Source organism: Streptomyces sp. NPDC054047 (genome assembly GCF_055585065.1).
Map to the genome: position 1 here is coordinate 1,006,079 of NZ_JBVJKV010000002.1, position 25,361 is coordinate 1,031,439.

A 25,361-nucleotide genomic window follows, 5' to 3' on the forward strand; every position below is an offset into this window, starting at 1 on the left:
CCATCGACTCTGCCTGCTTTCCGGCACACTTGGAGCATGACCGTATCGCCCGACCATCCCGAACTCGCCTCCGGCACAGCGGCGTTGTGTTCGCTGCTCGGCTCGCCGGACGACATGGCGGAGCCCGGTGTCCGGGAGCCGGCCGAGCGGGCGAGGGAGCTGCTGCGGTCCGGCGCGGGCGCCGACGAGATCGCGGAGTGCTACGAGTCCCTCGACGACGCGCTGCGCCGGGCCGGGGCCGCGGGCGGTCTGGTCAACGGCTCCCGGGGCGCCACGACGCCCGGCCTCGCGCCGCACATCAGGGTGGCCGTGTGCCCGGGCCCGGCCCGCTGCAGCCGGCTCGAGCGGGCCAGGGACCTGCTGCCCGCCCCCCAGTGCGCGGTCAACGGCGCACGCATGCGCAAGGCCCGACTGGGCCCCGGGCAGTGACCGCCTCCGGGCTCCCGGCCTCATGAACCCCCTCCTCGCCACCCTGGGCGGCAAGCTCACCGAACGCTGGCTGAACCTGCTGGTGCTGCCCGGCGCGCTCTTCCTCGCCGTCACGGCCGTCGGCGTCGAGCTGGGGCACCGCCACTGGCACGACGCCGACCGGCTGCGCGCCACCCTGGACGACCTGGCCGCACGCCCCGCGCTCGACAGGACCGGCACCGCCGCACTCCTGGTGGCGCTCGCCCTGCTCACCGCGGCCGCGGCCTCACTGGCCGCGCAGTTCCTCGGCGGCGCGATCGAGAACCACTGGCTGCGCTTCGGCCGGGACCCGCTCTCGCGTGCCCTCACCGCACGGCGCGAACGGCGCTGGCGGGAAGCGGACGCGAGGCTCGCGGACGCCGTCGCGCACGCCACCCCGACCGGCGCCGGGGCGGACGGCGCGGTGACGGTCCCGAGGAGCGCGTGGGCGCTGATCCAGGCACGCAACGAGGCCCGGGACCGCATCTCGCTGTGCGCGCCGACCCGCCCCACCTGGTACGGCGACCGCATGCAGGCGACCGCCGACCGCGTCGAGGGCGCCTACGGCGTGGACCTCGCCGCCCTGTGGCCACGCCTGTGGCTGATCCTCCCCGAACCCGCCGTGCGGCAGGTCCAGGCGGCCCGTGACTCCTTCAGCGCCGCGGCCCGTCTCGCCGCCTGGGCCGTGGGCTATGCCCTGCTCGCCTGCTGGTGGTGGCCGGCCGCGCTGGTCGCCGTCGGCTGCGGGGCCGTGGCCCGCTCCCGTTCCCGGGCCGCGCTCGACGCGTTGGCGGGCCTCACCGAGGCGGCCGTCGACGTCCACGTACGGGAACTGGCCACGCGCGTCGGCCTGCTCGGGCCGGACGCGACGGGGCTGCTGGCCCAGGACACGGGGGACGGGATGTCGGAGGTGTTCCGCAAGGCCGACTGATGGCGTCCCTCAGCACCTCGGAGACCCTCACCACCCCGTCAACAGCAAGTGATTGACGGCGAGCGCGAGTACGGCCTGTGCGGTGAGCCAGTGGCGCCGCCCCGCCGTCGGCAGGAACGCCGTCGCCATCGGCAGGAACGTGGCGAACGGCAGCCAGATGCGCTCCGTCTCCGCCTTGCTCATCCCGGACAGGTCGGCGGCGAGCAGCGCGAGCAGGGCGGTCAGGACCAGGACCGTCAGGCGGTCGGCGGGTGTCGTCCGCCCGGTGCGCAGGCGGCCGATCGCGCCGGGGGCGGCCGACGCCGTCCTGCGCAGGCCGGCCACCGTGGCGAGGCCGACGACCAGCACCGTGCAGGCGAGGTTGGCCCAGACGAAGTAGCCGTACGGTCTGATGCCGCCCGCCCCCTGGTGGTAGCGCTCGACGAGCAGGCGGTACGCCTCCCACCAGTTGAAGCCCGCCAGGGTGAAGACGAGCGGGACGACGACCGCACCGGCAAGGAACAGCGGGAGCGGGCGCCGGGTACGGGTGATCAGCAGGACGGCGGCGGCGACGAGCGCGAACAGGGTCAGGCCGTACGAGAGGTAGCAGGTGAGGCCGAACAGCAGGCCTGAGCCGAGGGCCGCGGCGGCGGGGAAGCGGACCGTGCGCGTCGCCGCCAGCGCGAGCAGGGCGATCATCCAGGCCGTGACGGCGGCGAAGTAGCCGTCGGCGGAGGCGCCGACCCAGATCGCGGCCGGGGCCAGGACGAGGAAGGGCGCGGCCCGGCGGGCGCTCGCCTCGTCGGCCAGCGCGCGCAGGGTGATCAGGACGGCAGCCACGGCGGTGCTGCCCGCGGTGATGCAGAAGGCCCCGGCCCAGGCACCGCCGCCCAGGCCGACGCGGTCGAGCAGGACGAAGGTGAGGGTGGCGCCCGGTGGATGGCCCGCGGTGTGGGCGGGCCAGTGGCCGGGGGAGTCGATCAGGATGTGCCGGGTGAAGTCCCGCAACGCCGCGGGGATGTCCTCGAAGCGGTCGATGACCTGGAGGTATTCGTACTTGGTGGTGAGCCGCCGCGCCACGCCCCGTTGCGGGCCGTCGATCAGCGCGAGCGACCAGATCCAGGCCATGGAAGCGGCCCACGCGGTGAGGAGCAGGGGCCGCCAGGAGAGCCGGGCGGTGAGGGCGGGGGCGTACGCGATCACGGCGACGGCGACCGCGAGCGCGGCGGGGGAGCCCGGTCCGATGTGCGGGTCCCATTGGGCATACAGGGGTGGCCAGTTGAGGTGCAGCGTGCCGTCCGCGTGCTCGATCGAGGCGCCGACGACGACGGCCGCGGCGACGAGCAGCGCCGCGCCGCAGGCCGCGGCCAGGTCACGGCGGTGCCCGGTGTGGTCTGTGGTGCTCACGTCTGCACGGTAGGCACAGGTGGAGCGGGCGACGCGGGTCCGAGGGGCGACGTCAGCGTTTCGTCATGAGTCGTGGACCCCGCCCGGGGCAGGGCCCGGCATACGGTCGGTCCATGCCCCCCGCACCACGTGTGACCTCTCCTGTCGACCCCGGATTCTGGCGCAGCCCGCTGCGCGGACCATGGCTCACCTCGGTTCTCGGCGTCGTTCTGCTGGCCGGTGTCACGGTGCTGTTCGTGACCGGCCTGCTGTCGTACGCCGCGTACAACCCGAACCTGTCGCCCGTCAACGACAAGACACCGGACAAGGGTCTCCTCGGCTTCTACCTCTTCGACTGGCCGACCGACCCGCACTGGCTCTACCGCCTCAACCAGGGCCTGCACGTCACCGTCGGCATCACGCTGATCCCGGTGCTGCTCGCGAAGCTGTGGTCGGTGATCCCGAAGCTCTTCACGCTCCCTCCGGCGAGGTCGCCCGGGCACGCCCTGGAACGGGTCTCGCTGCTCCTGCTGGTCGGCGGTGCGCTGTTCGAGTTCGTCACCGGGGTCCTCAACGTCCAGCTGGAGTACCTCTTTCCCGGCTCGTTCTATCCACTGCACTTCTACGGAGCCTGGGTGTTCTTCGGCGCGTTCGTGACCCATGTCGTGCTGCGCCTGCCCCAGGTCGTCCGCCTCCTGCGGAAGCGGGGATGGCGCGAGCGGCTGCGGGACCCGCGCCCCGAACCGGCCGACGAGGCCGACGAAGCCGGTGAAGCCGACGAGGCGGGGCTCGTGGCGAGACGGCCCGCGGAGCCGACCGTTTCGCGGCGGGGAGCGCTCGGCATGGTCGGCGCGGGCTCCGCCCTGCTGTTCGTGACGACGGCGGGGCAGACCGTGGACGGGCCACTGCGCCGCACCGCGTTGTTCGCCCCGCACGGCGGTGGCGATCCGGGGAGCGGGCCGAACGGCTTTCAGATCAACAAGACGGCCGGGAAGGTGGGCGTCGAGCCGCGCGACACCGGTGAGGCGTGGCGGCTGGTCATCAGCGGCCCACGGGGAGACGTCAGGCTGTCCCGGGGTGAGCTGCTCCAACTCCCCTCGCACAGTGCCGCGTTGCCGATCGCCTGCGTGGAGGGCTGGTCGACGTCGGATCAGTATTGGCGCGGCGTGCGGCTGCGCGACCTCGCGGCCCTTGCCGGGTTCGACGCTGATCCTCCGGGCGTCCTGGTGGAATCCCTGCAGCGGCACGGGGCCTTCCGTAGGGCGGCGTTGCGCGACAACCAGGTCCGCGACCCGCGATCCCTCCTCGCGCTGCACGTCAACGGGGAGGACCTGTCGCCGGACCACGGCTACCCGGCACGGATCATCGTTCCGGCCGCTCCCGGCGTGCTCAACACCAAGTGGGTGTCCCGTCTGACCTTCGGGGAGCTGTGATGACCGGTTTCACGCACCGCTTGGGCCGGTGGTACGGCGAGGGCCCATTCCAGCTTCTCGTGCTGCTGGCCTCGTTCGCGCTCGCCGGGTATGCGGGGATGCGCCTCCTGGACGGCCGGTGGCTGCTGATCGCCGGCTGGTTCGTCGGTGCGGCGCTGGTGCACGACCTGCTGTTCGTGCCCGCGTACGCGCTGGCCGACCGGACGCTGCGGGCTGGCGTGGGGCGGTGGGGCCGTCGGGAGTGGATCAACTACGTGCGCGTTCCGGCTTTCCTGTCCGGACTGTTGCTGCTGGTGTGGTTCCCGCTCGTCACCGGCCGGGCGGAACGCTATGAGTCCGCCACCGGGCTGCACGCCGGCGTCTTCCTCGCCCGCTGGCTGGCCGTCACGGCCGTGCTGTTCGCGGGAGCCGCCGGGTGCCGGGTGCTTCAGGTGCGCCGCGCGCGGCGCAGCGCCAGGAAGGAACGGCCGCCGCTGCTCCACTGATCGGCGGCTTGCCAGCCGAGCGGACGGGCGTGACGCAGCAGGGCGGGGGTGCCGAGACGGGCCCAGGGGAACAGCTCGCCCGGTGCGCCGCGCCCGTCGTCGACGTGCACCTCGACGCGTTCGTCGACATCCAACTGGACCGTCTCCGCGATCAACAGGCCGCCGGGGGAGAGGAGTTGGGCAACACGCCGGAGCAGTGCGGTGGGGTCGCCGCCGATCCCCACATTGCCGTCGATGAGCAGGGCGGTCCCCCAGCGCCCCTCGCCCGGCAGCGCGTCGAAGACGGAGCGCAGCAGCGCGGTGCCGCCGAGCCGGAGTGTGTGGTCGACGGCTGCCTGGCTGACGTCGACCCCCAGGACTCGATGGCCCCGGGCCGCGGCCCCGGCCACCAGGCGGCCGGGGCCGCAGCCGATGTCGAGGACACTGCCCTCGCAGCGGCGCAGCGCGGAGAGGTCCGCGGCGTCGGCACCCGCGCACCAGCGCTCGACGTCCAGGGGCAGCAGCCAGCCGTCGCTGCGGCGCAGGAACAGCGGGCCGTGGCCGTTGCGCAGGGCGTTGGTGTACGGATCCGCACGCCAGGGCGTGGCTCCTGGGCCGGTCCTGCGCTGGGCGGTGTCCGGCGGCGCTGTGCTCATCGGCCACCGCCCGGTCCCGCGTGGCCGGCCGCCGTCGCGAGGCGTGCGAGCGTGGCGGCGAACCGGCTCTCCGGTGCGGTGCCGGCGACCTTCCCCGCGTCGTCGGCCGTGTCGACGTCACGCAGCGGCGGCAGGTCGCGCACCGTCAGGCCGGCGTCGGCGAGCCGGGCCCGCTGCAGGGCGCCGGTGTCGGGCCTCGACATGGGGACGCCGCGCAGCAGCCGCGGATCGGGCTCGGCCAGGCCGAGCGCCCAGAAGCCGCCGTCGACGGCGGGGCCGAACCAGGCGTCGCAGTCCTGCCAGGCGTCGGGGCCGAGCGCGGGGGCGAGGAGCCCGGGGGTGATCTGGGGAGTGTCCATGCCGACCAGGAGGGCCGGCCCCGAGCAGGCGGCGAATGCCGCGGCGAGCCGTTCGTCCAGGTCGCCCGCGCACTGCGGCACCACCTCGATGCCGGAAGGCAGCCAGGGGCCCGGCCGGCCATCGAGCACCAGGACGCGTCGGCGTGCGGGCGCCGCGAGCACGGCGTCGAGGGTGTCGGCGAGGGAGGCCGCGGCCAGCTCGGCTGCCTCCTTGGGGGTGTAGGGCGGAGTGAGGCGGGTCTTCACCCGTCCCGGCAGGGGCTCCTTGGCGATGACGAGCAGGGTCGTCGCACACGCGGTCACCGGGCACCACCCGACGCTCGCCCTGCGTGGCCGACGGAGGCGGCCCGCGGTGGCTCCGCGAGCACGGCCCGCATGTCGCGCACGGCGTGCCACGTCCCGCGCCACGTCCCCGTGACCTTCGACTTCCCGGCGCGCGGCAGATACGGCACGTCCCGCTCCTCGATCCGCCATCCGGCGTCGGCCGCCCGCACGACCATCTGCAGCGGGTAGCCGCTGCGCCGGTCGGTCATGTCGAGCCCGAGCAGCCCCTCGCGCCGCGCCGCACGCATCGGGCCCAGGTCGTGCAGGCGTACGCCGGTCCGCCGCCGCAGCATCCGGGCGAGCGCCAGGTTGCCCGCGCGCGCGTGCGGCGGCCAGGCGCCGCGTCCCTGGGGGCGCCGCCGTCCGACGACCAGATCGGCTTCGCCGTCCGCCACCCGGCGTACGAAGGTCCGCAGCAGCCCTGGGTCGAGGGATGCGTCGCAGTCGCAGAAGCACACGATGTCGGCGTCGGACGCCGTGAGGCCCGCATGGCAGGCGGCGCCGAAGCCGCGCCGCGGCTCGTGCACGACGGTGGCGCCCAGGGCGCGGGCGATGTCCGGCGAGCCGTCGGTGGAGCCGTTGTCGACGACGACGGCCCGCCAGTCCTCGGGGACGCGTTCCAGGACCCAGGGCAGTGCGGCGGCCTCGTCGAGGCAGGGCAGGACGACATCGACCCGAACGGTGCGCGCATCGGGTGTGTCCGGCGCGTCGGGTTCGGCGGAGGGGGAGGGGGTCATGTGGTTCACCCTATGAATCCGAACCCGGCATATCGGACTTCAGGTTCTTACGAAACGGGGACGTCGGAGTCTTGCGAACGGGGACGGCAGAGTCTTACGAAACGGGAACGTCGGCGACCGGGAGCAGGCTCGACCGGCAGGTTCTGGCCCCGCGGGTGCGAGGCTGGCGGTATGCAGCCACCACCGCAGGATCACGCATCCAGGGTGCTCGTCGTCGACGACGATCCGACCGTCGCCGAGGTCGTCGCGGGCTACCTGGAGCGCGGCGGCTACACGGTCGACCGCGCAGGAGACGGCCCCGGAGCCCTGGAGCGCGCCGGGGCTCTCCGGCCCGACCTGGTCGTCCTCGATCTCATGCTGCCCGGCATGGACGGTCTGGAGGTGTGCCGCCGTCTGCGTGCCAAGGGCCCGGTGCCCGTCATCATGCTCACCGCCCGTGGCGACGAGGACGACCGGATCATGGGCCTTGAGGTGGGGGCCGACGACTACGTCACCAAGCCGTTCAGTCCGCGCGAACTGGTCCTGCGGGTGGAGTCGGTACTGCGGCGCAGCCGCGCCGCCCGCGCCCCCGGGGCCGTCGCCACACTGGCGGCCGCGGGCCTGTGGGTGGACCCGGCGGCACGCAGGGCGACGAAGGGCGGGGTCGAACTTGCCCTGACTCTCCGCGAGTTCGACCTCCTCGCCTTCCTGCTGCGCCATCCGGGGCAGGCGTTCGGGCGGGAGGAGCTGATGCGGGAGGTGTGGGGCTGGGAGTTCGGCGACCTGTCCACGGTCACGGTCCACATCCGCAGACTCCGCGGCAAGGTCGAGGACGACCCGGCCGCACCGCGACTGATCCAGACGGTGTGGGGTGTGGGGTACCGTCTCGACGTACCGGACGTACCGGACGTACCGGACGAGCTCGATGTACAGGACGAGGAAGAGGCGGCGAGCGGCGCCGGTGACCCGGCCGTCCGCACCGTGCCCTCCGTTCACGATCCCCTGGACCCCCAGGGCGGGCGCGTGCCGCCCCGAGCCGAAGGCTGACCTCCATGCGGGACATCCTCGTCATCGCCCTGTTCGCCTTCCTCGGTGCCGCGAGCGCGGGGCTCCTCGGCGCCCTGACGCTGCGCCTGCTGCGCCACCGCTCCGTCACGGTGGCGATGAGCGTCGTGGCGGCCGTCGCGGTGCTCGCGATGCTGGCCGGGACGCTCGCGGTGGCCTGGGAGATGTTCCTGTCACCGCACGACCTGAAGGTGGTGACCATCGTCGTGGCGATGGCCGCCGTGGTCTCGCTCGCCACCGCGCTGCTGCTCGGCCGCTGGGTGGTCGCCCGCAGCAAGGCACTGACCCTGGCGGCCCGTTCGTTCGGCGACGGCGGCAGCTTCGCCGCCCCTCCCGAGCCCGTGAGCGCCGAACTCGCGTCACTCACCAGGGAATTGGAGTCGACCAGCGCCAAGCTCTCCGAGTCCCGCGAGCGCGAGCGGGCCCTTGAGCGCTCACGCCGCGAACTGGTCGCCTGGATCTCGCACGACCTGCGCACCCCGCTGGCAGGCCTGCGGGCCATGTCCGAGGCGCTCGAGGACGGCATGGCGGCCGATCCCGACCGCTATCTGCGCCAGATCCGCACCGAGGTCGAACGCCTCAACTCCATGGTCGGCGACCTCTTCGAGCTCTCCCGCATCCACGCAGGCGCGCTGGCGCTGTCTCCGGCGCGGATCTCCGTCTACGACCTGGTGGGCGACGCGCTCGCGGGCGTCGACCCCCTCGCCCGCGAGCACCGAGTGCGTCTCGTCGGCGACCGCGTCGATGCCGTCCCGGTGGTGGTCGACAGCAAGGAGATGAGCCGCGTCCTGGGCAATCTCCTGATCAACGCGATTCGCCGTACACCCGCCGACGGAACCGTCGCGGTGGCCGCGGAGCGCTCCCCCGACGGCGTGGTCCTGTCCGTGACCGACGGGTGCGGCGGCATCCCCGAGGAGGACCTGTCCCGCGTCTTCGACACCGGCTGGCGCGGCAGCCAGTCCCGCACACCCCCGGCGGGCGCGGGGCTCGGCCTCGCGATCGTGCGCGGCATCGTCGAGGCCCACCAAGGCCGGGCGGCCGTCCGCAACGTGGCGGGCGGCTGCTGCTTCGAGGTCACGCTGCCGACGGCGCGGGCGTAGCGGCCCTCGCACTGAGGCCTTCGTCTGAAGCTTCCGGCCGGGCTACCCCCGCAGCGGAGCCTTCGCGAAGGAAGCCATCCCCTCGGCGAAGCCCATCTCGGCACGCCACCCCAGCTCCGCCCGCAACCGCCTTGAGTCCGCCGTGACATGCCGTACGTCCCCAAGGCGGTACTCACCCGTCACCGCCGGGGCCGGGCCGCCGAACGCCCGCGCCAGCTCGCGGGCCATCTCACCGACGGTGTGCGGCTCCCCGCTGCCGGTGTTGTACGCCGTGAACGCCCCCGCCTCACGCTCGCGCACCGCCTCCAGCGCCATCACGTTGGCCGCCGCCACATCGTGTACATGCACGAAGTCCCGCCGCTGACGGCCGTCCTCGAAGACCTGGGGCGCCTCGCCCCGCTCCAGCGAGGAACGGAAGAACGAGGCCACACCCGCGTACGGGGTGTCGCGGGGCATGCCGGGACCGTACACGTTGTGGTAGCGCAACGACACGGCGCGGCCGCCGCCTGCCCGCGCCCAGGCGGCGGCCAGATGCTCCTGCGCCAGTTTGGTCGACGCGTACACATTGCGGGGATCGGCGGGTGCGTCCTCCCCCACCAGGCCGGGGGCCAACTCGGCCGCGCAGTCGGGGCAGAGCGGCTCGAAGCGCCCGGCGTCCAGGTCGTCCGCCGCGCGCGGACCCGGCCGGACCACCCCGTGGTGTACGCACTCGTACCGCCCCTCCCCGTACACCACCATCGAACCGGCGAGCACCAGATCCCGTACCCCGGTCTCGGCCATCGCGGCGAGCAGGACGGCCGTGCCCAGGTCGTTGCAGCCGACGTACTCGGGGGCGTCCGCGAAATCCTTGCCGAGCCCCACCATCGCCGCCTGATGGCAGACCGCGTCCACCCCGTGCAACGCGTCCCGCACGGCGTCCCGGTCCCGGACGTCGGCGACGGTCCAGCGCTGTCCGGCGGGTGGCCGCGGTGGTACGGCGTGGGCGGAGGGCAACAGGGCGTCGAGCACCGCCACTTCGTGCCCGCGTTCCGTGAGGGCTTCGACCACGTGCGATCCGATGAACCCGGCGCCGCCGGTGACAAGTACGCGCATGCGGCCCACGCTAGGCGCGCCGAGCCGGGGTGACGATCACCGACGGGGCTTCGTCACGGGTCCGTAAGAACCGTGCGGAGAAGGATTCACCCTGAAGCTTTGAGCTGACCCGGCTGAAGTCCGGACAGTGGATTGGCATACTTCTGCTGTGAGTTGAAGCGACCCCTTCTGTAGTCGAGACGGCCCTATGGGGGTGGTCTGGATGATGCTTCATACATCCGTCAGGCAGGGCTGCCTGGTGGTGGAAATGCCCCCGGAAGTGGATATCGGCAATGCCGAACCGCTGCGGTGGGAGCTGGGTGAGATGTGCCGGACCCGGCTGGACCGCGCCGCGCGCGACGGGGTGTCGGCAGTGGTCGTGGACTGGGCCGCCGCTCCCTTCCTGACCATGGCCGGGGTGGCCGTCCTCGACGACCTCCGGCAGCGTCTGGTCGAACGCGGAGTCGTGGTGCGGGTGGTGGCCTCGCGCAGAGTGGTGCGTGCGGTGCTGCGCATCGTGGGGCTGGCCGACGTGCTGGCGATCCACGACACCGTGGAACAGGCACTGACCGCCGGCAAAGCCTCTGGTGAAGGACGGGGCCGGCCCGAGATGGGGAAGAGTTCCTGACCGGGGGCGGACGGGAGGGTGCGGACATGACGAATGGCGAACGTCGGCGAAGCCACGGGACCCCGTCGAGTCATCTGGGCGACCACCTGGGTCTGATCACCCAGTTCACCGAGCAGGCGCGGGTCGGCCTGGAGAAGGAGACCGAGACCGCGCGGATCTTCATGGCGATCTATTCCGGCTTCCTCGTGGAGGCCGGAGCGGGGATTCGCTGGCTGCTCGAACCGTCCCTGATCGAGCGGGCGACGGTCGCCGTCCGCCGTGCGGCTCCCGAGGCCAGGGGTGCGGAGCGTGACCTGGCGACCCGTCTGCTCGCCACCTTGTGGACAGCGGGCGTCGTCGCCGGCATCGACACCGAGGACTGGATCCGAAGCGCCCCGGAGCTCCCCGAGATCTGTCTGCGCATGGCCGCTCAGGTCGTCGAGGGGACGGATGCCGGGTCCTGACCGTGTCGAGGCGATGGATGCCGGGGCCTGACGGCAACGAGTGCGCCGGATATGCGAGTTGCCGGGCGGCCTCGGCGCTGTCCCTCCCGCCCCGTCCCTCGTGCGCTCGTGCGCGAGGGACGGCCGCCGCCTGCTCACAAGGGCGGCGGCCGTCGGGCGCGCGAGGGGCGAGGTTCCCCGTCATCGCCCCCGCGCGCGGGATGCCCTCCCCGGCAGTGGGGTCGCGGGAGTACCCCACCCTCGGACGGGGAGGGCAGCGGCCGGAGAGCTCATGCGGACCACGGCTCGCGTCCTGCTGCCTCGTTTGGATGGTAGGAGCGTGCCGGGTTGATCGGAACAGGGGCTGACCCACTCCTGTGTCCCATGAGGTGACGTCAGGTCACCATGCCGCGTGCGACGCCGAGTTCGACCAGATCCTGGGGGCGCAGTCGCAGCTGCTCCGCCGTCGACCGGGTCTCGTCGCCGCCCCGTTTGAGGATCGCGGTGGCCAGCTCAGGGGCGATCACCGAGAAGTAGCTGTCCGGTGTCGCCCAGAGGTTGCCCGGCGCCGCGAGAGCGAGTGCGCCGCCGGAGCCGCCCTCGCCGATGACCAGCGAGGTGACCGGCACCGGCGCGGAGGCGACGGCGGCGAAGAGATCGGCGATCGCCGCACCGGCTCCCGCCCGTTCGGCCTCCGCCCCGTTCGCGGCCCCCGGCGTGTCCACGAGCGTGAGCACGGGAAGACCGAGCCGCCCCGCGAGCCGGACGAGGCGGGCCGCGGTGCGGTACCCGGCTGGCGTCGTCGCCGTCCCGCACTGCGCCGCGTACGCGACCGTACGCCCCTGGCGCAGCCCGAACCCGCAGAGCATCCCCGGGTCCGTGCCCCCGCACCGGTCGCCGCGCAGGGGTGCGCGCTCCGTGAAGTGGGCGTCCAAGTAGGCGGCGGCCCGCGGTCGTTCGGGGGCGCGGGCGCGGCTCACGGCTTCCCAGCCGGTGGCCGGCAGGTCGGTGCGGCCGAGGGCGGCGGGGGGCTCGGGCGGTGTGGTCGTCGAAGCGGGCGCGGACAGCAGCCTGAGGCGCAGCCCCAGCGCGTCGCGCAACTCCTCGGGGCTTACGACGTCGTCGATCGCGCCCGCCGCCAGCTGCGCCTCGGCGGTGTACGCCGCCGGGTCCGAGTCCGCCGGGCGCACCCGGGACCCGGCGAAGCCGACCTGGCTGCCGGGCAGCGCCAGGATCAGGTCGGCGCCCGCTCCCAGGGTGGCCCAGCCGCCGCCCGTGGTCGGATCGCGCAGGACCGCGATCCGGGGGAGGCCCGCGGCGCCCGTGAGCTCGGACTGCCGTGCCACGCGCTGTAGTTGGACCAGGGCGCGCATGCCTTCCTGCATACGGCTGCCGCCCGTCGCGATCAGCGAGACGAAGGGCAGCCGGTGTTCCCGGGCGTGCCGGTGCGCGGCCTCCAGACGGTCCCCGGTGCGCTCACCGAGGGAGCCGCCCAGGAAGCCGAACTCGAAAGAGGCGATCACCGCCCGGGTCCCGCCGACGGTGGCGGTGCCGCACACCACCGATTCCCGCTCGCCGGTGCGTGCCTCGGCCCGGGCGCGGGAATCGGCGTACCCCTGCCAGGCGAGCGGGCCGTCCAGCCGCTCCTCCCTCAACCCCTGTTCTGGAAGGGCGAGTTCGCGGAAGCTGTCCTGGTCGGCCACGGAGGCGATGGCCGCGCGGGCGGACTGGCGGGCGGACGGGCGAGCGGGTGCGGACTCAGGCATGGAGGGACCGCTTCATGATCTTCCCCATGTCGTTGCGGGGGAGCTCCGACAGATAGTGCACGGTCCGTGGCCGCTTGTGCGGGGCGAGCTGGGCGGCCACGTGGTCCGCCAAGTCGGCCTGCGGCGGCGGCTGTGCGGGGTCGGACGGCACGATCCAGGCGACGATGCGCTCGCCCAGGTCGTCGTCCGGCTCGCCGGTGACCGCTGCCTCCCGCACCCCCGGGTGCTCCAGCAGGGCGTTCTCGATCTCGCCCGCGCCGATCTTGTATCCGCCGCTCTTGATGAGGTCGGTGGCCTTGCGGCCGACGATGCGTACGTAGCCGTCCTCGTCGCGCACCGCCATGTCGCCGGTGCGGAACCACCCGTCGGCGGTGAAGGCCGCGGCGGTGGCGTCGGGCCGGTTCAGATACTCGGTGAACAGGTTCGGGCCGCGCACCTCGATCTCGCCGACCTCCTGGCGGTCCGAGGTCTCTGCGCCCGCCTCGTCCACGAGCCGCAGCTCCACACCGCCCAGCGGCACCCCGACGGTTCCGGCGCGCGGTTCGCCGTCGGCCCGCACGCTCGTGTTCATCAGGGTCTCCGTCATGCCGTACCGCTCGATCACCCGGCGCCCGGTGGCCGCCGCGATCCGCTCGTGGTCGTGCACGGGCAGCGCGGCCGACCCGGAGACCAGGAGCCGCGCGCCGGACAGGGCCTTGGCGAGCCCCGGGTCGGTGGGCAGCGCCTCCGCGATGCGGTGGTACATGGTGGGCACGCCGAACAGCATCGTGGCCCCGTCGGCCAGTTCCTGCCGTACGCCCTCGATGGAGAACCGCCCCAGATGCCGTACCGAACCGCCACGGCGCAGCGGCCCGAGGATGCCGAGGATGAGCCCGTGCACGTGGAACAGCGGAAGCCCGTGCACCAGCACGTCGTCGGACGTCCACTGCCAGGCGTCCTCAAGGGCGTCCAGGGTGGAGCTGAGAGCCCGGCGGGGCAGTACCGCGCCCTTGGGGGGTCCCGTGGTGCCCGAGGTGTAGACGACCAGGGCGGGGGACTCCGGGTCCGGTTCCGCGGGCAGCTCCGCCGGCACCGCGGTGCCGGTGAGGGTGATGTCCGTACGTTCCAACGCGCGCAGGGGCGCGGGGAGTTCGTCCCCCGGAGCGGCGAGCACCACCGACGGGGCGCTGTCCGTGATGATGTGCCCCAGCTCGCGCTCGCCGATCTTCGGGTTCAGCGGGATGACGGGCACACCGGCGAGCAGCGCGGCCACCACACCGACGGCGGTTTCGAGCGTCGGCGTCGCCCACAGCGCGACCCGGCGGGCCGAGCCGATCGAGGCGGCCAGGGACCCGGCCGTGGCGGCGAGTTCGGCGTACGTCAGCGAGCGCTCGCCGAAGCGCAGGGCGGGGATGCCGGGGCCCGCGACGAGGGCCGGGAAGAGGGGCGGGAAGTCGGGCGGGAAAGGGGCCGGGCGGGGAGAACTCACGCTGCGTATCTCCTTGGTTGTCATCGAGGTGCTGTCGTGCTCTCGTGCCGGTGTGCTGCCGTGCTGTCGTGCCCTGTGGGTTCGTTCGTCCTACCCGAATCCTGGCACCACGAGGACGAGCCACACCGCGGCGGGCACCACGGCCACCACGATCCCGCCGTACACCATCAGCTGGCGGAAGAAGCGCTCCCGGTCGACGTCCGGGGCGGCGGCGAGCACCAGCGCGCCGTTGGTCGAGAAGGGACTGACGTCCACGACGGTGGCGGAGACGGCGAGCGCCGCGATCATGCCGACCGCGCCGATCTCGCCCTGGGCGAGGAACGGCACCGCGAGCGGGATGAGCGCGCCCATGATCCCGACGGAGGAGGCGAACGCGGAGATGATCGCGCCGATGTAGCAGAGCAGCACGGCGGCGAGGAGCGGGACGCCGATGTCGGAGACGCCCTCTCCGGCCCAGTCGATGGTGCCCATCTCCTCCAGGACGCCGACGTAGGTGAGCACGCCGCAGATCAGCAGCACGGTCGACCAGGCGATCTCGCCGACGGCCTTGCGGCTGGAGTCGGGCCAGACCGCGCTCAGGATCACGGCCAGGGTGATGGCGCTCAGACCGGCGTCGAGATCGAGGCCGAGCACGGCGACGACGAGGGCGACCAGGGCGGCGAGAGTGGCGATCTTGGCCGGATCGAGCCGCGAACTCGCGCCGTTCCCGGCTGGTTCGGCCCCTTCGGGTCCGTCCCCGTCGATCCCCTCGGCGCCCTTGCCGGTGTCGCGGCCGCCCAGCTTCAGCCCGCCGAAGAGGACGAAGACGATCCCGGCGATGAGCACATTGACGATCAGTGAGGCGAGGAAGAGCGCGAGCTCGTTCCCCGGCAGGTTCTCGCGCTCCACGATGCCGTTGACGATCGAGCCGTAGATGCTGATGGGCGAGAAGCCGCCGCCCTGGGCGCCGTGCACCACCATGGCGCCCATCAGGAGCGGGCTGATTCCGTACTGTGCGGCGAAGCTCAGGGCGATCGGCGCGACGATCGCCACGGCGGCCGGGCTGACCGCGCCGATCGCGGTGAGCGCCCCGGTGATCACGAACATCACCCAGGGGATCAGCGCGATCCGCCCGCGCACGAGCCGGATGGAGGCGTGCACCAGCCAGTCCGTGGTGCCGTTGGCGCGGGCGATCGCGAACAGATAGGTCACGCCGACCAGGACGACGAACAGATCGCCGGGGAAACCGGCGAAGATGCCGTCCGCGTCGAGGTCGGCGGCCAGCTCGCCGACCGCGAAGGCGGCGGCGAACGCGAGCGCGCCCATGTTGATGGAGCGGGTGGTGGCGATCACGAAGACCACCACGAGTACGAGGATGGAGATGAGTTCGGCGGACATCGGGGGGCTCCCGTCCCTGGGGCCGTCCTTCATTGGCCAAGTGGCTGAGCCAATCCGGCTGTTGGCGGAACTCAGCGTCGGGGTATCGGTTTCGGCCGTCAAGGGATCGGACGCAAATTGGCTGAACCACTTGGCCACTCGTCCACCGCGTCGGCCGCTGTTAGGCTGCGAATCCATCGGCACGGGGGCCGGGATTCGGCACGGCGACCGGGCGGGGACCGAAATGGGGGGTTGGGATGTCTGACGCGCTGCGCCCCATGGGCAGGACGAGGCTGTACGAGCAGGTGCTCGACCGGCTGCGTGCTTACGTCGGCGAAGGCGGCCTGCGCTCCGGCGACCGGCTGCCGCCCGAGCGTGAACTGGCCCAGCGCCTCGGCGTTTCCCGCGCCTCCGTCAAGCAGGCCATCGTCGTGCTCGAAGTGCAGGGCCTGGTCGAGGTGCGGCACGGCGGCGGCACCTACCTGGTCAAGGACAGCCTGGACGCCGAGCCCGTGGAGCGGCTGGTGGAGCGCAGGCGGCGGCTGCCCGACGTCCTCGAGGCGCGCGAGGCCCTGGAGACCAAACTCGCCGAACTGGCCGCCGAGCGGCGCACGGACGAGGACCTGCGGGCGATGCGGCGCGCCCTCGACACGATGGCGCGGGAGATCGAGGCGGGCGAGCGGGGCGTCGAGGGCGACCGGCTCTTCCATGCCGCCGTGACCGCGGCCGCGCACAGCGTGCTGCTCGCCGACTTCATGCGCTCCATCGCCGAGCAGATCACCGAGAGCCGCAACGAGTCGCTGCGCCAGGTGCGCCGACCCGCCCGGTCCCTCGCCCAGCACCACGCGATCCTCGACGCGATCGAGGCCGGCCGGGGCCGGGCGGCGGCGGCCGCGATGCGCCGGCACGTGCGGACGGTCGCGAAGGTGCGGCTCCTGGACTGGAACCCGGACGACGAGGCGAGCGCTCCGGACCACTCCGAGGCGTAGGGCCGGGCGGCACCTGACAGCACCCGGCGGCACCAGGCAGTACCCGGCGGTACCAGGCAGCACCCGGCGGCACCCAGGCAGTACCCGCGGTAACTTCCCCGCCGCACAGGGCTGTTCATTCGGCGGCGGAGACCTCACCATTCTCGGCACTGCTCACGCGCAACGAGTCCTGGCGACCGCGAGCGCGTGACGTCCGCCGGCCCGAGGGGGAACCTGTGCTGCGCCGAATCTCCGTCCCGCTGACCATCGCGGCCGCCGCCGCCCTGCTGACGCCGCTGACCGCGGCGCGGGCGGACGAGGCCCCGAAGTCCGCCCGCACTCCGGTGATCTTCGTCCACGGCTACAACGCCGACCCGGGCGTGTGGGGCTCCCTGCGCGACGACTTCAAGGCGTCCGGGTACACGGACGCGGAGCTGTTCTCCTGGGGCTACGACACCAGCAAGTCGGTGAACGAAGTGCTCTCCGGGCGGTTCGCCGCGTACGTCGACGAGGTGCGCGCACGGTCGGGAGCCGAGGAGGTGGACATCGTCGCCCACTCCTTCGGCAGCCTGGTCACCCGCTGGTACGTCAAGCACGGCGGCGGCACCGGGAAGGTCGCCCACTGGGCCTCCCTCGCGGGCCCCAACCACGGCACCGCGACGGCCTGGGCCTGCGCCGCCTGGTCCCAGGCCTGCCGAGACATGACGCCCGGTTCGTACGTCCAGGACGGGCTCGCGGAGGGCGACGAGACGCCGGGAGACGTCGCCTACGCGACCTGGTGGTCCAACTGCGACGAGATCATCAACCCGGACGACAGCGTGCGCCTCGGCGGGGCGACGAACAACGCCGCGGGGTGCCTCAAACACAACGACCTGCTCGGGGACGACGGGGTGTCGGCGGGGGTGCGGGACTTCGTCCGCGGTTGACTTCGTCCGCGGTCGACGCGAACCCGCCCGAACCCATTCGCCTGGTCCTTCGCTCCTGAACGTGTTGTTCGCCTTCGGTGCCCCGCGCGGCACCGAAGGTGGGCTGCATGGACGACGACAACGCTCCCCGTCACACAGGCACAAGCGCAGGCGCGGGCACCAGCGCAGGCACCGGCACCGAAGCCCGCGCCTCCGCACTCCTGCGCCGCCCCAAGCTCTGGCTGGTGCCCACCGTTCTGACCGGCATGCTCGCCCTGCTCCTGTCGCTGCTCTACATGGGCGGCATCATCAGCCCGAACCGCGACCTGCGCGACCTGCCCCTCGCCATCGTCAACGCGGACCAGGGCAAGCCCCCGGCCGGACAGAAGCAGAACCTGGGGACGCAGGTCGCCGAGAGCATCCTCGCCGACACCTCGACCGACAAGGCCGACTGGCGCCGGCTCACCCGGGCGCAGGCCCAGGACGAACTGGACTCCGGCAAGATCTACGGCGCCCTGCTCATCCCGGCCGACTTCAGCGACTCCGTCGCCGCGCTCACCACCACGCGCGCGACCGAGCGGCCGACGATGACGGTGCTGACCAACCCCGGCATGGGCAGCCTCGGTTCCTCCCTGGGGAGCAGGATCACCACCGCGGCGGCGCAGCAGTCCTCCCAGGCCATCGGCAAGCAGCTGAAGGAGGCGGGCGCCGACCGGCAGGCGGGCTCCACCGCGGGCCTGCTGCTCGCCGACCCCGTCGGCATCACCACCCAGGTCGGCCACCCCATCGGCGACAACAGCGGCCTGGGCCTGAGCGCGTTCTACTACACCCTGCTGCTCGTCCTGGCCGGGTTCCTCGGCGCCAACATGATCAGCATGGGCGTCGACACCGCCCTCGGCTACGCCGACAGCGAGATCGGCCCCTGGCACACGCGCCGCCCGACCGTGCCGATCAGCCGCACGCAGACGCTGCTCCTGAAGATGGCCATGACCGCGGGCATCACGGCCCTGACCACCACCCTGATCATGCTGGCCACCGTCGCGATCCTCGGGATGGACGCCACCCACCTGCCACTGCTGTGGATCTTCTCCTACTGCGCGAGCCTCGCCGTCGGCCTGGGGGTCCAGGCCATCAACGCGGCCTTCGGCGGGATCGGCCAGCTCGTGTCCATGTTCGTGTTCATCGTCCTGGGCCTGCCCTCGTCCGGGGCCACCATCCCGCTGGAGGCGGTCCCCGGCTTCTACCGCTTCCTCGGCATCTTCGAGCCCATGCGCCAACTCAGCGGCGGCGTACGCTCCATCCTCTTCTTCGACGCCCGCGCCGACGCGGGCCTCGGCCGCGCCTGGATCATGATCGCGATCGGGAGCGTGATCGCCGCGGCCTTCGGGTTCGCGATGACCCGCTACTACGACCGCAAGGGGCTGCACCGGATGACCCCGCAGCCCTCGCCCTGAACTCGCCCTGAACTCGCGCCGAACCCTCCCCGGGCCGGTCAGCGGCGCAGCCGGACCCGGGTCAGCAGATCCTCGCCCGCCGGACCCGAGCCCGACTTGTCGAGCACGTACGCGTGGCCGCCCGCCACCTGGACGTGATTGGGGTTGGCGCCGGTGGCCACGGACTTCACGACGACGCCCTTGTACGGGTCGACGATCGTGACGGTGGCGCTCGTGCGGTTGACGGCCAGGACGTGGCCCGAGCGGTGGTCGACGGCCACGGACTTGGTGCCGCCGCCGGTGGCCACGGACCGGGTGACCGCACCCTTGCGCAGGTCGACGACCGTGACCGTGCCGGAGGTCTGGTCGGCGGTGTAGGCGGTGCGGCCGTTCTTGGAGAGGGCGATCGAGAGCGGTCCCTTGCCGGCCGGGATGAGGCGCGGGCTCCCGGCGCCGGGGGAGACCTCGATGATCTGGGCGCCGTGGTAGTCGGCGGCGTACACCGATCCGGTCCGCTCGTTGACGGTGATGCCCGTCGGGCCGGTCCCGGGGACGGTGTGGCGCTTCTTCTCCTTGAAGGTCTTGGAGTCGAAGGCGACGAGGCTGCCGTCGGCGAAGGAGCTCGCCCACACCGTGTCGCGCCGCTCGTCGACGACTATCTCGCGGGCGTGGTTGACGTTCGGCAGTGTGGCGAGGCGCTTGCCGGTGCGCTGGCTGTAGACGGCGACGGAGTTGTCGCGGGTGTTCGTCGTCCAGACGGTGTTGTGCTCGTCGTCGACGGTGACGCCGTAGACCGACTCGACGGCGCCGGTGGCCGCGTCGGTGACCGGCGGCGCGTAGGCCTTCTCGACCTTCAGCGTGTCCGGGTCGACCCGCAGCAACCGGGAGTCGGTGACGGTGGCGGGCGGCATGCCCACGGAGGAGGTCATCCAGAGCGCGTCGTTCCGCTCGGAGTACGCGGACTGGTACAGGCCTTGCCTGATCGGCACCGTGACGGTGGGCGAGCCGGTCCTCGCGGTGTCGGCGCCCGCGGTGCCGGTCGAGACCAGCGCACCTCCCGCGGCGAGCGACACGGTGATCGCGGTGGTACGGCGGGCCCGGCGGATGGTTGAGCTCATGCTGCGTCGATCTCCTTGGCAGATGTGCCTCCGGAGGAAGGCACTCGCCGATCAACTTAGCCGAGCCTTACCTAATCCGTCAGGCCCCTCCCGTCAGCTCTTCCCGGATCCCGGCTCTGCTCAGGACAGGCAGCCCGCGTGCGCGAGGGCCTGCTTGAGCAGGACGCCGTGACCGCCCGGCATCTCGTTCTGGACCACCACCGACAAGGCCTCCTGCGGGCTGAACCACGCCAGGTCCAGAGCGTCCTGGCGGGGACGGCAGTCGCCGGCGACCGGGACGATGTAGGCGAGGGACACCGCGTGCTGGCGGGGGTCGTGGAACGGCGTGATGCCTTGCGTCGGGAAGTACTCGGCGACGGTGAAGGGCTGAAGGGAGGCCGGGACGCGGGGGAGCGCCGCCGGGCCGAGGTCCTTCTCCAGGTGGCGCAGCAGGGCGTCCCGGACCCGCTCGTGGTGCAGGACCCGGCCGGAGACGAGGGAGCGGCTGACCGACCCGTCCCGGCCCATCCCCAACAGCAGTCCGATGCTGGTGACTTCGCCGCTGTCGTCGACGCGCACCGGCACGGCCTCGACGTACAGGATCGGCATGCGGTTACGGGCCTGCTCGAGCTCGTCGGAGGTCAGCCAGCCGGGCGTGGTTTCGGTCGTGTCAGACATCGGCTGATCATACGTTCACTGGTTCCCGGCGTGCGGCTTCACCCGTGTCGCGGTGTCGCCGTCGACGGCCGATGCCAGCTGCGGCACCAGGCGGTCCAGCATGTACGGCAGGCTCAGGACCGTCACGAAGGAGACGGAGTTGCCGTAGTCGCTGCTCTCCGCGACGTAGACCTCTCGGTCCTCCTTGGCCACGTCCAGATCGGCGTAGAGGGCGTTCTTGTCGAGCTTGGCCTCGTCCTTCGCCGGGTCGGACGCGATCCACACGATCGCGTCGGTGTCCAGCAGATCGGTGCGCTCCTTGCTGATGTTGGCGCCGAACTCATCGCCGATGACCTTGTCCAGGCCGCCGGGCAGGGTGAAGCCGAGGCCGGTCAGGACCCGGGAGCGGGGGTCCTGGCTGCCGAACGCGAAGATTCCCTCGTACGGAGTGGCCATCACGGCGCTGGACTTGGCGAACGCGGGGTTCTTCTTGGTCGCGGTCTTGAAGTCGGCCTCGACGCCCGTCACCAGCTTCTTCGCCTCGGCCTCCTGGCCGAGCGCCTTGCCGATGGTCTCCGTCTGCCGCTGCCACGGGACCCCGAAGTCGTTGTACTCCTTGGGCTGGGCCACCACCGGGGCGAACTTCGACAGGGTCGTGTACTGCTCCTTGGTGAGGCCTCCGTAGACGGCCAGGATCAGGTCGGGGCGGAGCGCGGCGATCTTCTCCGTCTGCGGTCCGGTGCCGGTGTCCTTCAGGACGGTCGGCGCCTTGGCCTTGCCGAGCTCGTCGGATGCCCAGGGGCCGATGGCGCCCTTGTAGCCGCCGAGCCACTCGGTGGTGCCGACGGGCACCTTGCCCAGGGCGAGCACGGCGTCCTGGTCGGTGAGGCCGACGGTGACGATCCGCTTGGGTTCGGCCTTGACGGTGGTGCTGCCGTACTTGTGCGCGATGCTCACCGGGAAGGCGCCGTCCGCGGACGCGGCGCCGTCCGAGCCCGTGTCGGCGTCGTCCCCGGAGCCGCAGGCCGTGGCGGTGCCGATGAGGAGGAGCGCGGAGGCGAGCGCGGTGGCGAGACGCGCCGGGCGTCGGGGAGAGAGGCGTACGCGTCTGGGGGAGCCGAGCATCAGTCGTCGTCCTTCACGGTGGAGGTGTCGGGGCCGGCATGCTGCGTGGGGGTCTTGTCGGGCGCGGTACGGGTGCCGGACCACGCCTGCCACAGGGAGGCGTAGGGCCCGGAGCCCTCGCGCAGTTCGTCGTGGGTGCCGCTCTCCACGATCCGGCCGCCGTCCATGACGACGATCCGGTCGGCGGTCGCGGCCTGGGTGAGGCGGTGCGCGACGACGAGCGCGGTACGTCCCTCGACCGCGCGGCCCGCGGCCTTCTCCAGGAGCCGCGCGCCGGTGCTGCCCGCCTCGGCCGTCGCCTCGTCGAGCACGGCCACCGGCGGGTCGGCCAGCATCAGCCGGGCCAGGGCCAGTTGCTGGACCTGGGCGGAGGTGAGGCGGTGGCCTCCGTCGCCCACGACGGTGTCCAGGCCGTCGGGCAGCGCTTCGACCCACTCCAGCGCGTCGACGTCGGTCAGCGCCTTGCGCAGCTCGTCGTCGGTGGCCTTGGGGTGGGCCAGGCGCAGGTCGTCCGCCAGCGGCCCGGCGAAGACGTGCGTCTCCTGGGTGACCAGGGCCACCGGCAGACCGCTGCCCCGGCCCGGCGTCCCGGTCAGCTGCACCGAGCCCGAAGTCGCCCGGTGCACCCCGGCGATGAGCTTGGCCAGGGTGGTCTTGCCCGCGCCGCTGGGGCCGACCAGCGCCACCCGTTCCCCGGCCCGGAGCGTGAGGTCCACGTTCTGCAGGACGGGCTGTCCGGGTACGTACGCGTGGTCGATGCCGATCACGGTGACGGTGCCGTCCGGCCGCGCACCGGGCTCGCGCGGCCGCGGCGCCTGTGTGGCCGCGGGCTCCGGGGTCGGCTCGTCGGCGACCCCGACCAGACGGGCGAGCGAGGCGGTCGCCGACTGGGCGTCGTCGAGGAGTACGAGTGCGGAGTTGACCGGCGTGAACAGGCTGTGGAAGTAGAGCGCGGCGGCGGTCGCGGTGCCGATGGACACGGAGTCCGCGCGGACGAGGAGGAAACCGGTGACGAGGACCGCGGTGAGGCCGGTGTACTCGGCGACGTGCAGCCGGTTGTAGAAGTCGAGGACCAGCCGTATGCCGCGCATCTTCAGCGCGACCGCGGTCGACGAACGCCGGGTCACCCGCGCGGTGTGCTCCTCCTCGATGCGAAAGCCCCGCACGGTGCCCGCGCCGGCGATGGTGTCCAGGAGCTGTTGCTGCTGGGCCCCGGTGGCGATGCGCTGCTGGGCGTAGAGCGGGACGGCGTGGCGGACGTACCAGCGGGCGGTGGTCGCCTGGACGGGCACCGCGAGGAGGGCCGCGACCAGGAAGCGCCAGTCGAGGACCGCCATCGCGGTCAGCGTCAGGAAGATGGCCAGGAGGGAGCGGGCCAGCTCGGGCAGGGCGCTGCGCACCGCCTCGCCGACCACCGAGACGTCCCGGGTCACGCGGGCGGTGAGGTCTCCGGCCCCGGCCTTCTCCACCTGTTCCAGCGGCAGCCGCAGGGCCTTCTCGACGAACCGCTCGCGCAGCTGCGCGAGCACGGTCTCACCGAGCCGGGAGATCAGCGACAGGCCGAGCGCGGTGGTCGCGCCGTGCGCGAGGGCGACCAGGACCAGCAGTACGACCGGGAGCGTGAGGTCCCCCGGCGGACGCTGGTCGGCCACCAGGTCGACCATGCGGCCGAGGAGCGGCTGGACCAGGAGTCCCACGCCGGTCGCCGCGATCATCACCGCGAAGCCGCCGACGGCCAGGCCACGGTGCGGTCGCACCAGCTCGCGGACCGCGGCGCGGGTGCGCGGCGCGGTGGCGGTGGGCAGCAGCTCGCGGGTGTCCTGCTGCTGCTCGGAGGCGGTCTCGTTCATGTCGGAACGGGTCTCGTTCATGCCAACACCGCCGTGCGATAGGCCTCGTGACGCTGGATCAGGTCGGCGTGCGGGGCCGAGTCGGTGACCCGTCCCTCGTCCAGGAGCACCACCCGGTCGGTGACCGAGAGCAGGGCGGGGCTCGTGGTCACCAGGACCGTGGTGCGGCCCTTGCGGATCTCGCGCAGACCGGCCGCGATGCGGGCCTCGGTCACGGCGTCGACCGCGGTGGTCGGATCGTGGACCACGAGGACGGGCCGCTCGGCCGCCAGCGCACGGGCCAGGGCGACGCGCTGGCGCTGCCCGCCCGAGAGCGCGTGGCCGCGCTCGCCGACCGGTGTGTCCTCGCCGTCCGGCAGGGTCTGGGCGACCTGCGCCACTCCGGCGGCCGCCATCGCCTGTTCCGGGTCGGTGCCGTCGGGCGCGGCGGCCGTGACGTTCTCGCGGACGGTGCCCGCGAAGAGGTCCGCGTCGTGATCGGCGACGAGCATCGCCGTGCGCAGCTCGGCCGGGTCGAGGTCCCGCAGGGATATGCCGTCCAGTGTGACGGTCCCGGTGGCGGGGTCGGTGCGCCGGGCCAGGCAGCGCAGCAGATCGGTGGCGTGGGCGGGATCGGTCGCGACGATGCCGAGCAGTTCGCCGGGCGCGACGTCGAGATCCACCCCGTGCAGCCCGCCGTGCCGTACGCCGTCGAGGCGGACGGCGCCGCGCACCGGCTGGGGCAGGCTCCGGTCCCCGGCGGTGACGGCGGGCGCGGTGGCGACGACCTCCGCGATCCGGCCGGCCGACGCACGGCCCTGGGCGAGCTCGGCGTTGACCCAGGCGAGGGTCTCCAGCGGGCCGATCAGGAAGAGCGCGAGGCCCACCGCCGACACCAACTCGCCGAGGCTGATGTTGCCCTGGGCGGCCAGCCTGCCGCCGACCAGCGCGACGGCGGCGATCAGGCACCCCGTGAGGGCGAGGACCACACCGCTCTGGAAGGCCTGCGCGCGTGCGGCCTTGAGCGTGGCCCCCAGGGAGTCGCGGCTGGTGGTGCGGTAGCGGGCGATGGCCGCCGACTCGCCGCCGATGCCCTTGAGGATCCGCAGGCCCGTCACCAGGTCGGCGGCGACGGCGGACGCGTGCGCCGCGCGCTCCTGCTCGGCCTCGCTGCGGCTTTCGAGGGGCTTGCTCAGCAGATGCCCGAGCCAGAGCAGCACCGGCGTGCCGAGCAGGACGACGAGGCCGAGCGTCAGTGACATCCGCAGCAGGACGACGGCGCAGGTGAGGATGCCCATCAGCGCCGAGATCCCGGCCATCAGGGCCATGTTGACGGCGCCGACCCGCTTGGCGTCCTCGGTCGCGATGTTGGCCAGGGCTCCCGGCAGGCGGCCTTCCTCGGCTCCGCCGCCGGGGTCGAGTATGCGGCGTACGAGAGAGATGCGCAGGGTGTGCTCGGCGCGGGCCGCGGCGCGCTCGCCGGCCATGGCGCCGAAGCGGAAGCTCAGCGCGAGGGCCACATAGCCGACGGCCAGGACACCGAGGCAGACGAGCAGGGCGCCGGTGTCGGAGTCGGTGACGGCCTGGTCGATCGCGACGCCGATCAGGACGGGGACCAGCGCCTCGCCTATCTGATGGCCGGAGCCCAGCACCGAGCCGACGGCGACGTCGCGCCGCTGCCCCCGTACCGACTTTTTCAGGACGTCCCGCCCCGACGGACTTGAAGAACTCACCCGCCACCCCTCCAGGGCCGGACATTGGAAAATCTAGGTGAGG

24 protein-coding genes are annotated in these 25,361 nt (G+C 72.8%); 11 read left to right on the forward strand and 13 right to left on the reverse strand.

All coding sequences use genetic code 11. The features are described from left to right. The first annotated feature begins 36 nt into the window (after nucleotides 1-36). Both ACZ6ZP_RS11005 and ACZ6ZP_RS11010 read left to right on the forward strand, forming a co-directional pair. Nucleotides 37-429 carry a hypothetical protein gene (locus tag ACZ6ZP_RS11005; protein ID WP_383823402.1) on the forward strand — a complete coding sequence of 131 codons (393 nt, stop codon included), beginning with the start codon at nucleotides 37-39 and terminating at the stop codon, nucleotides 427-429. Nucleotides 430-451: 22 nt separating this feature from the next. Beyond that, the gene (locus tag ACZ6ZP_RS11010) at nucleotides 452-1,378 is read left to right on the forward strand and encodes a hypothetical protein (RefSeq protein ID WP_351161366.1); all 927 of its coding nucleotides are present in this window, start codon (nucleotides 452-454) and stop codon (nucleotides 1,376-1,378) included. 27 nt (nucleotides 1,379-1,405) lie between these two features. Here ACZ6ZP_RS11010 and ACZ6ZP_RS11015 read toward each other — a convergent pair whose 3' ends face one another. Then, nucleotides 1,406-2,764: a hypothetical protein gene (locus ACZ6ZP_RS11015; protein ID WP_469406412.1), complete on the reverse strand. Its 1,359-nt coding sequence runs from the start codon at nucleotides 2,762-2,764 to the stop codon at nucleotides 1,406-1,408. Between the two features lie 113 nt (nucleotides 2,765-2,877). Between ACZ6ZP_RS11015 and ACZ6ZP_RS11020 the strand changes: the two genes are divergently transcribed. After that, nucleotides 2,878-4,176: a molybdopterin-dependent oxidoreductase gene (locus ACZ6ZP_RS11020; protein WP_469406414.1), complete on the forward strand. Its 1,299-nt coding sequence runs from the start codon at nucleotides 2,878-2,880 to the stop codon at nucleotides 4,174-4,176. After that, nucleotides 4,176-4,661, forward strand: coding sequence for a hypothetical protein (locus ACZ6ZP_RS11025; RefSeq protein ID WP_351161375.1), 486 nt, complete (start codon nucleotides 4,176-4,178; stop codon nucleotides 4,659-4,661). The genes ACZ6ZP_RS11020 and ACZ6ZP_RS11025 overlap by 1 nt, the downstream gene beginning before the upstream one ends. Here the strand turns inward: ACZ6ZP_RS11025 and ACZ6ZP_RS11030 are convergent. From ACZ6ZP_RS11030 to ACZ6ZP_RS11040, 3 genes are read right to left on the reverse strand one after another with little or no spacing between them, the layout of a single operon-like run. Further along, the gene (locus ACZ6ZP_RS11030) at nucleotides 4,604-5,296 is read right to left on the reverse strand and encodes a class I SAM-dependent methyltransferase (protein ID WP_361461255.1); all 693 of its coding nucleotides are present in this window, start codon (nucleotides 5,294-5,296) and stop codon (nucleotides 4,604-4,606) included. The genes ACZ6ZP_RS11025 and ACZ6ZP_RS11030 overlap by 58 nt on opposite strands. Beyond that, nucleotides 5,293-5,958, reverse strand: coding sequence for a TIGR04282 family arsenosugar biosynthesis glycosyltransferase (locus ACZ6ZP_RS11035; RefSeq protein ID WP_469406415.1), 666 nt, complete (start codon nucleotides 5,956-5,958; stop codon nucleotides 5,293-5,295). Before ACZ6ZP_RS11035 ends, ACZ6ZP_RS11030 begins: the two co-directional genes overlap by 4 nt. Then, nucleotides 5,955-6,716 carry a glycosyltransferase family 2 protein gene (locus ACZ6ZP_RS11040; protein ID WP_399974073.1) on the reverse strand — a complete coding sequence of 254 codons (762 nt, stop codon included), beginning with the start codon at nucleotides 6,714-6,716 and terminating at the stop codon, nucleotides 5,955-5,957. The genes ACZ6ZP_RS11035 and ACZ6ZP_RS11040 overlap by 4 nt, the downstream gene beginning before the upstream one ends. Nucleotides 6,717-6,887: 171 nt before the next feature. Between ACZ6ZP_RS11040 and ACZ6ZP_RS11045 the strand changes: the two genes are divergently transcribed. Both ACZ6ZP_RS11045 and ACZ6ZP_RS11050 read left to right on the forward strand, forming a co-directional pair. Further along, nucleotides 6,888-7,742: a response regulator transcription factor gene (locus ACZ6ZP_RS11045; RefSeq protein WP_469406416.1), complete on the forward strand. Its 855-nt coding sequence runs from the start codon at nucleotides 6,888-6,890 to the stop codon at nucleotides 7,740-7,742. Nucleotides 7,743-7,747: 5 nt separating this feature from the next. Continuing rightward, on the forward strand, nucleotides 7,748-8,860 hold the full coding sequence (locus tag ACZ6ZP_RS11050) for a sensor histidine kinase (RefSeq protein ID WP_469406417.1): 1,113 nt from the start codon (nucleotides 7,748-7,750) through the stop codon (nucleotides 8,858-8,860). Nucleotides 8,861-8,902: 42 nt separating this feature from the next. Here ACZ6ZP_RS11050 and ACZ6ZP_RS11055 read toward each other — a convergent pair whose 3' ends face one another. Next, nucleotides 8,903-9,952: an NAD-dependent epimerase/dehydratase family protein gene (locus ACZ6ZP_RS11055; protein WP_383823424.1), complete on the reverse strand. Its 1,050-nt coding sequence runs from the start codon at nucleotides 9,950-9,952 to the stop codon at nucleotides 8,903-8,905. A gap of 202 nt (nucleotides 9,953-10,154) precedes the next feature. On the opposite strand from ACZ6ZP_RS11055, the gene ACZ6ZP_RS11060 reads away from it, so the two are divergent. Together ACZ6ZP_RS11060 and ACZ6ZP_RS11065 are read left to right on the forward strand one after the other, a co-directional pair. Further along, nucleotides 10,155-10,559: an STAS domain-containing protein gene (locus tag ACZ6ZP_RS11060; protein ID WP_351161708.1), complete on the forward strand. Its 405-nt coding sequence runs from the start codon at nucleotides 10,155-10,157 to the stop codon at nucleotides 10,557-10,559. Nucleotides 10,560-10,585: 26 nt separating this feature from the next. Beyond that, nucleotides 10,586-11,002 (forward strand): hypothetical protein, encoded by a 417-nt coding sequence (locus tag ACZ6ZP_RS11065; protein ID WP_361461237.1) that lies wholly within the window; start codon nucleotides 10,586-10,588, stop codon nucleotides 11,000-11,002. Nucleotides 11,003-11,376: 374 nt separating this feature from the next. Here the strand turns inward: ACZ6ZP_RS11065 and ACZ6ZP_RS11070 are convergent, their stop codons facing one another. The 3 genes from ACZ6ZP_RS11070 to ACZ6ZP_RS11080 form a co-directional block, all read right to left on the reverse strand. Continuing rightward, nucleotides 11,377-12,747, reverse strand: a complete 1,371-nt coding sequence (locus tag ACZ6ZP_RS11070) for a carboxyl transferase domain-containing protein (RefSeq protein WP_469406419.1) — start codon at nucleotides 12,745-12,747, stop codon at nucleotides 11,377-11,379. Continuing rightward, nucleotides 12,740-14,215, reverse strand: coding sequence for an acyl-CoA synthetase (locus tag ACZ6ZP_RS11075; protein ID WP_469406420.1), 1,476 nt, complete (start codon nucleotides 14,213-14,215; stop codon nucleotides 12,740-12,742). The genes ACZ6ZP_RS11070 and ACZ6ZP_RS11075 overlap by 8 nt, the downstream gene beginning before the upstream one ends. 90 nt (nucleotides 14,216-14,305) lie before the next feature. Then, entirely contained in the window at nucleotides 14,306-15,592 is a 1,287-nt protein-coding gene (locus ACZ6ZP_RS11080; protein WP_469406423.1) for an SLC13 family permease, read from the reverse strand. Nucleotides 15,593-15,828: 236 nt separating this feature from the next. On the opposite strand from ACZ6ZP_RS11080, the gene ACZ6ZP_RS11085 reads away from it, so the two are divergent. From ACZ6ZP_RS11085 to ACZ6ZP_RS11095, 3 genes are all read left to right on the forward strand, one after another. Next, on the forward strand, nucleotides 15,829-16,560 hold the full coding sequence (locus ACZ6ZP_RS11085; protein ID WP_469406425.1) for a FadR/GntR family transcriptional regulator: 732 nt from the start codon (nucleotides 15,829-15,831) through the stop codon (nucleotides 16,558-16,560). 215 nt (nucleotides 16,561-16,775) lie between these two features. Continuing rightward, nucleotides 16,776-17,465 carry an esterase/lipase family protein gene (locus ACZ6ZP_RS11090; protein ID WP_469406426.1) on the forward strand — a complete coding sequence of 230 codons (690 nt, stop codon included), beginning with the start codon at nucleotides 16,776-16,778 and terminating at the stop codon, nucleotides 17,463-17,465. Between the two features lie 107 nt (nucleotides 17,466-17,572). Further along, entirely contained in the window at nucleotides 17,573-18,898 is a 1,326-nt protein-coding gene (locus tag ACZ6ZP_RS11095; RefSeq protein WP_469406428.1) for a YhgE/Pip domain-containing protein, read from the forward strand. A 38-nt stretch (nucleotides 18,899-18,936) separates the two neighbouring features. On the opposite strand, the gene ACZ6ZP_RS11100 is transcribed toward ACZ6ZP_RS11095, so the two are convergent. The 5 genes from ACZ6ZP_RS11100 to ACZ6ZP_RS11120 form a co-directional block, all read right to left on the reverse strand. After that, nucleotides 18,937-19,995 (reverse strand): YncE family protein, encoded by a 1,059-nt coding sequence (locus ACZ6ZP_RS11100; RefSeq protein WP_469406429.1) that lies wholly within the window; start codon nucleotides 19,993-19,995, stop codon nucleotides 18,937-18,939. A 120-nt stretch (nucleotides 19,996-20,115) separates the two neighbouring features. Continuing rightward, entirely contained in the window at nucleotides 20,116-20,652 is a 537-nt protein-coding gene (locus tag ACZ6ZP_RS11105; protein ID WP_351161410.1) for an NUDIX hydrolase family protein, read from the reverse strand. A 15-nt stretch (nucleotides 20,653-20,667) separates the two neighbouring features. After that, nucleotides 20,668-21,756 carry an iron-siderophore ABC transporter substrate-binding protein gene (locus ACZ6ZP_RS11110; protein WP_383823439.1) on the reverse strand — a complete coding sequence of 363 codons (1,089 nt, stop codon included), beginning with the start codon at nucleotides 21,754-21,756 and terminating at the stop codon, nucleotides 20,668-20,670. Then, the gene (locus ACZ6ZP_RS11115) at nucleotides 21,756-23,627 is read right to left on the reverse strand and encodes an ABC transporter ATP-binding protein (protein WP_469406430.1); all 1,872 of its coding nucleotides are present in this window, start codon (nucleotides 23,625-23,627) and stop codon (nucleotides 21,756-21,758) included. The genes ACZ6ZP_RS11110 and ACZ6ZP_RS11115 overlap by 1 nt, the downstream gene beginning before the upstream one ends. Then, nucleotides 23,624-25,318 (reverse strand): ABC transporter ATP-binding protein, encoded by a 1,695-nt coding sequence (locus ACZ6ZP_RS11120; protein ID WP_399974104.1) that lies wholly within the window; start codon nucleotides 25,316-25,318, stop codon nucleotides 23,624-23,626. The genes ACZ6ZP_RS11115 and ACZ6ZP_RS11120 overlap by 4 nt, the downstream gene beginning before the upstream one ends. Nucleotides 25,319-25,361: the final 43 nt, after the last annotated feature.

Coding starts and splice junctions, on each gene's coding strand:
- ACZ6ZP_RS11005 (WP_383823402.1), top strand. CDS start 37: ATGACCGTATCGCCCGACCATCCCGAACTCGCCTCCGGCACAGCGGCG.
- ACZ6ZP_RS11010 (WP_351161366.1), top strand. CDS start 452: ATGAACCCCCTCCTCGCCACCCTGGGCGGCAAGCTCACCGAACGCTGG.
- ACZ6ZP_RS11020 (WP_469406414.1), top strand. CDS start 2,878: ATGCCCCCCGCACCACGTGTGACCTCTCCTGTCGACCCCGGATTCTGG.
- ACZ6ZP_RS11025 (WP_351161375.1), top strand. CDS start 4,176: ATGACCGGTTTCACGCACCGCTTGGGCCGGTGGTACGGCGAGGGCCCA.
- ACZ6ZP_RS11030 (WP_361461255.1), bottom strand. CDS start 5,296: ATGAGCACAGCGCCGCCGGACACCGCCCAGCGCAGGACCGGCCCAGGA.
- ACZ6ZP_RS11040 (WP_399974073.1), bottom strand. CDS start 6,716: ATGACCCCCTCCCCCTCCGCCGAACCCGACGCGCCGGACACACCCGAT.
- ACZ6ZP_RS11045 (WP_469406416.1), top strand. CDS start 6,888: ATGCAGCCACCACCGCAGGATCACGCATCCAGGGTGCTCGTCGTCGAC.
- ACZ6ZP_RS11050 (WP_469406417.1), top strand. CDS start 7,748: ATGCGGGACATCCTCGTCATCGCCCTGTTCGCCTTCCTCGGTGCCGCG.
- ACZ6ZP_RS11055 (WP_383823424.1), bottom strand. CDS start 9,952: ATGCGCGTACTTGTCACCGGCGGCGCCGGGTTCATCGGATCGCACGTG.
- ACZ6ZP_RS11060 (WP_351161708.1), top strand. CDS start 10,155: ATGATGCTTCATACATCCGTCAGGCAGGGCTGCCTGGTGGTGGAAATG.
- ACZ6ZP_RS11065 (WP_361461237.1), top strand. CDS start 10,586: ATGACGAATGGCGAACGTCGGCGAAGCCACGGGACCCCGTCGAGTCAT.
- ACZ6ZP_RS11070 (WP_469406419.1), bottom strand. CDS start 12,747: ATGCCTGAGTCCGCACCCGCTCGCCCGTCCGCCCGCCAGTCCGCCCGC.
- ACZ6ZP_RS11080 (WP_469406423.1), bottom strand. CDS start 15,592: ATGTCCGCCGAACTCATCTCCATCCTCGTACTCGTGGTGGTCTTCGTG.
- ACZ6ZP_RS11085 (WP_469406425.1), top strand. CDS start 15,829: ATGTCTGACGCGCTGCGCCCCATGGGCAGGACGAGGCTGTACGAGCAG.
- ACZ6ZP_RS11095 (WP_469406428.1), top strand. CDS start 17,573: ATGGACGACGACAACGCTCCCCGTCACACAGGCACAAGCGCAGGCGCG.
- ACZ6ZP_RS11100 (WP_469406429.1), bottom strand. CDS start 19,995: ATGAGCTCAACCATCCGCCGGGCCCGCCGTACCACCGCGATCACCGTG.
- ACZ6ZP_RS11105 (WP_351161410.1), bottom strand. CDS start 20,652: ATGTCTGACACGACCGAAACCACGCCCGGCTGGCTGACCTCCGACGAG.
- ACZ6ZP_RS11110 (WP_383823439.1), bottom strand. CDS start 21,756: ATGCTCGGCTCCCCCAGACGCGTACGCCTCTCTCCCCGACGCCCGGCG.
- ACZ6ZP_RS11115 (WP_469406430.1), bottom strand. CDS start 23,627: ATGAACGAGACCCGTTCCGACATGAACGAGACCGCCTCCGAGCAGCAG.